Source organism: Streptomyces sp. (assembly GCF_031178505.1).
GTDB classification, from domain to species: Bacteria; Actinomycetota; Actinomycetes; order Streptomycetales; family Streptomycetaceae; genus Streptomyces; species Streptomyces gulbargensis.
Genome location: NZ_JAPSIW010000619.1, coordinates 1 through 4,241 on the forward strand (window position 1 = coordinate 1; position 4,241 = coordinate 4,241).

Here is a 4,241-nt window from a genome sequence, read left to right on the forward strand (position 1 = left end):
ACCTGCTCTACCGGCACTGGTACGCGCAGTTCGCCGGCGGCTCCTTCCCCGTGGGCGACCCCGCCTGGCAGTACCCGCCCGGCGCCGGGCTCGTCATCATGTCGCCGGGGGTGCTGCCGTGGCTCAGCTACTTCCAGGCCTTCGTCGTCCTCACCCTCCTCGCCGACGCGCTCGTCGCGCTCGCCCTGGCCCGCGCCGACCAGGAGCGCCTGACCCACGGTGCCTGGGTGTGGGTCTGCGGACTCCCGCTGCTGCTCCACGTACCCCTCGCGCGGTACGACGTGCAGGCCACCGCTCTCGCCGTCCTCGCCCTGCTCGCCCTGAAGAGACCCCGGTCCCGTGCCGCGCACCGGATCGGCGGGGCGCTCGCGGGGCTCGGCGCCCTGGTGAAGGTGTGGCCGCTGCTCACCCTGATCGGCACCCCTCGGGGCCGTACCTCCCGGGACGCGTGGACCGCCGCCGCCGTCACCGCCGGCGCCCTCCTCGGCGCCCTCACGCTGTTCTTCACCGGCCCGCTGGCCTTCCTGCGCGAACAGGGCGGCCGGGGCGTCCAGATCGAGTCGCTCGGCGGTACCGCCCTGGCGCTTGCCCGCGCCACCGGCGTCTGGTCCGGCACGGTCGACCTGCGTCACGGGGCCCTCGAGTACCTCGGACCGTACGTCTCGTCGCTCGGGTACCTCTCCCTGCTGCTGACCGTCGTCACCTGCGGCTGGCTGCTGCTGTGGCGGCTGCGGGCCCGGCACTGGACCCCGGCGACCCCGCTGGACGCGGCTCTCGCCGCCGTCCTGCTGCTCACCGTCACCAGCCGGGTGCTGAGCCCCCAGTACATGGTCTGGCTGCTGGGGCTCGGCGCCGTCTGCCTGACCTCCCGGGCGACGGTGATGCGTCCGGTGGTGCTGCTGCTCCTGCCTGCGGCGGCGCTCAGCTCCCTCACGTACCCCGTGCTCTACGCCGACGTCATCGCCGGCACCCTGCCGGGCCTCGCCGTACCCGCGCTCCGCAACGCCCTGCTCCTGGCGGCGGCCCTGCTCGCCGCCCGCAGGCTGTGGACCGCCACGGTCACCCCGGAGCCGGAACCGGAAGCGGCCGACGCGACATGACGAAGGGCCCCGCCGGACGTGTCCGGCGGGGCCCTTCGTCATGTTGCCCTAGCTGTGGGTACGGAGCAGGGTGCGCATGGTCCGCATCGCCACCGACAGGTTCGCCAGGTCGAAGGTGTCGGAGCCCTGGATCTCCTCCAGGGTCGTCCGGGCGCGACCCAGGATCGCCGCGTTCTTGTCCTCCCAGGCCTTGAACCGCTCCTCCGGCGTGGCGGAGTCGTCGCCCGCCGCCAGCACGTCGGAGGTGAGGGCCGCGTGCGCCGCGAAGAGGTCCTCGCGGATCGAGGCGCGGGCCATGGACTGCCAGCGGTCGCTGCGCGGCAGCTCGATGATCCGGTCCATCAGGTCGGTGATCCGCAGCCGGTCGGCCAGGTCGTAGTAGACCTCGGCCACCGCCAGGGCCTCCGTGCCGGAGCGGTCCGCGATCGCCACGATGTCGAGGATCGGGAAGGCGGAGGAGAACCCGGCGACGCGCAGCGCCAGCTCCTCCGGCACGCCGACCCCGGTCAGCTCGTCCAGGATCGACTGGTACCACTCCAGGTCCGCGCCGCGCAGCAGCTGCGGCAGCTGCGCCCAGACCCGCTCCACGCGCTCGGCGAAGAAGTCGATGGTCTCGCCGATCCGCAGCGGCTGCGGCCGGTTGTTCAGCAGCCAGCGGGTGCCGCGCTCCACGAGGCGGCGCGAGTGCAGCCGCATCCGGGTCTGGACCTCGGCCGGGACCCGGTTGTCGAGGTCCTCGACGGCGTCCCAGACCTGGCTGAGCCGGAAGATGGCCCGGGCGGCGGTCTGCGCCCGCACGATCTCCTCGATCGACGCGCCGGTCTCCTCACGGAGGCGGTGCAGGAAGGTCGAGCCACCGGTGTTGACGGTGTCGTTGACCAGGACCGTGGTGATGATCTCCCGGCGCAGCGCGTGACCGTCGATGGCCTCGGGGAACTTCTCGCGCAGCAGCGACGGGAAGTACGCGTGGAGCAGCTCGCGCAGGTACGGGTCGTCCGGCAGCTCCGTACCGATCAGCTCGTCCGCCACCGTGATCTTGGTGTAGGCGAGCAGGACGGCGAGCTCCGGCTGGCTCAGGCCCTTGCCGCCGTTGAGGAGCTCACGGATCTGCCGGTCGTTCGGCAGGAACTCCAGGCCTCGGTCGAGGGCCCCGTCGCGGCCCAGGCGGCGCATGAACCGCTGGTGTGCGTGGAGCAGCGACGGGGACTGGGCGACGGCGTTGGCCAGCGCCACGTTCTGCGCGTAGTTGTTGCGCAGGACGAGCGTGCCGACCTCGTCGGTCATCTCCGCGAGGATCTTGTTGCGCTGCTTGACGGTCATGTCACCCTCGGCGACGAGCCCGTTGAGCAGGATCTTGATGTTGACCTCGAGGTCGGAGGTGTTGACGCCGGCGCTGTTGTCGATGGCGTCGGTGTTCACCTTGCCGCCGGTGCGGGCGAACTCGATGCGGCCCAGCTGGGTCGCGCCGAGGTTGCCGCCCTCGCCGATGACCTTGGCGCGCACGTCCTGGCCGTCGACGCGGATGGCGTCGTTGGCCTTGTCGCCGACGTCCGCGTGGGACTCGGTGGACGCCTTGACGTACGTACCGATGCCGCCGTTCCACAGCAGGTCGACGGGAGCCCGCAGGATCGCCTTCATCAGCTCGGCGGGGGTCATCTTGGTGACGCCGTCCTCGATGCCGAGGGCGGCCCGCATCTGCGCGGTGACCGGGATCGACTTGGCGCTGCGCGGGAAGACACCGCCACCCGCCGAGACGAGGGAGGTGTCGTAGTCGGCCCAGGAGGAGCGGGGCAGCTCGAACAGGCGGCGGCGCTCGGCGTACGAGACGGCCGCGTCCGGGTTCGGGTCGACGAAGATGTGGCGGTGGTCGAACGCGGCCACCAGACGGATGTGCTCGGAGAGCAGCATGCCGTTGCCGAAGACGTCGCCGGACATGTCGCCGACGCCGACGACGGTGAAGTCCTCGGTCTGGGTGTCGTGGCCCAGCTCGCGGAAGTGGCGCTTGACCGACTCCCAGGCACCTCGGGCGGTGATGCCCATGCCCTTGTGGTCGTAGCCGGCGGAGCCTCCGGAGGCGAAGGCGTCACCGAGCCAGAAGCCGTAGGACTCCGCGACGCCGTTGGCGATGTCGGAGAAGGTGGCGGTGCCCTTGTCGGCGGCGACGACGAGGTAGGTGTCGTCCTCGTCGTGGCGGACCACGTCGACCGGCGGCACGACCTCGCCCGCGACGAGGTTGTCGGTGATGTCGAGCAGGGCGGAGATGAACGTCTTGTACGCGGCGACGCCCTCGGCCAGCCAGGCGTCCCGGTCCACGGACGGGTCCGGGAGCTGCTTGGCGACGAATCCGCCCTTGGCGCCGACGGGCACGATGACGGTGTTCTTCACCATCTGCGCCTTGACCAGGCCGAGGATCTCGGTACGGAAGTCCTCGCGGCGGTCGGACCAGCGCAGGCCGCCTCGGGCGACCTTGCCGAAGCGCAGGTGGACGCCCTCGACGCGCGGCGAGTACACCCAGATCTCGAAGGCGGGGCGCGGGGCCGGCAGGTCGGGGATGGCCTGCGGGTCGAACTTCATCGACACGTAGGCGTGCGGGGTGCCGTCGGCGGCCTTCTGGAAGAAGTTCGTCCGCAGGGTCGCCTTGATGACGGTGAGGAAGGAACGCAGGATGCGGTCCTCGTCCAGGCTCGCGACCTGGTCGAGGGCGCCGTCCAGCTCCTCCAGGATGCCGTCGGTCAGCTCGGTGCCGGCGCGCTGGCGCTCCGGGGCCATGCGGGCCTCGAAGAGGGAGACGAGCAGCCGGGTGGTGTGGACGTTGTTGCGGAGGGTGTCCTCCATGTAGTCCTGGCTGAACGTCGAACCGGCCTGGCGCAGGTACTTGGCGTAGGCGCGCAGCACCATCGCCTGCCGCCAGGTGAGCCCGGCGGACAGGACGAGCGAGTTGAAGTTGTCGTTCTCGGCCGCGCCGGTCCAGGTGGCGGCGAAGGCCTCCTGGAAGCGCTCGCGGGCGTCGTCGCCGAGGTAGTCGCCGCCGTTGCCGGGGGAGACGGGCATCCGCAGGCCGAAGTCGTAGATCCAGGCCTTGCGGGCGCGGTCGGCGCCGCGCAGCTCGTACGGGCGCTCGTCGGTGACCTCGACGCCGAG

The 4,241-nt window shown here is 71.5% G+C and carries 2 protein-coding genes; one reads left to right on the forward strand and one right to left on the reverse strand.

Translation table 11 applies throughout. The features are described 5' to 3' along the window. Positions 1-2 precede the first annotated feature (2 nt). Positions 3-1,100: a glycosyltransferase 87 family protein gene (locus tag RIF68_RS29090; protein ID WP_309054264.1), complete on the forward strand. Its 1,098-nt coding sequence runs from the start codon at positions 3-5 to the stop codon at positions 1,098-1,100. Positions 1,101-1,148: 48 nt separating this feature from the next. Here the strand turns inward: RIF68_RS29090 and RIF68_RS29095 are convergent. Continuing rightward, positions 1,149-4,241: NAD-glutamate dehydrogenase (locus RIF68_RS29095; protein ID WP_309054265.1), on the reverse strand; the 3,093-nt coding region annotated here is incomplete at its 5' end.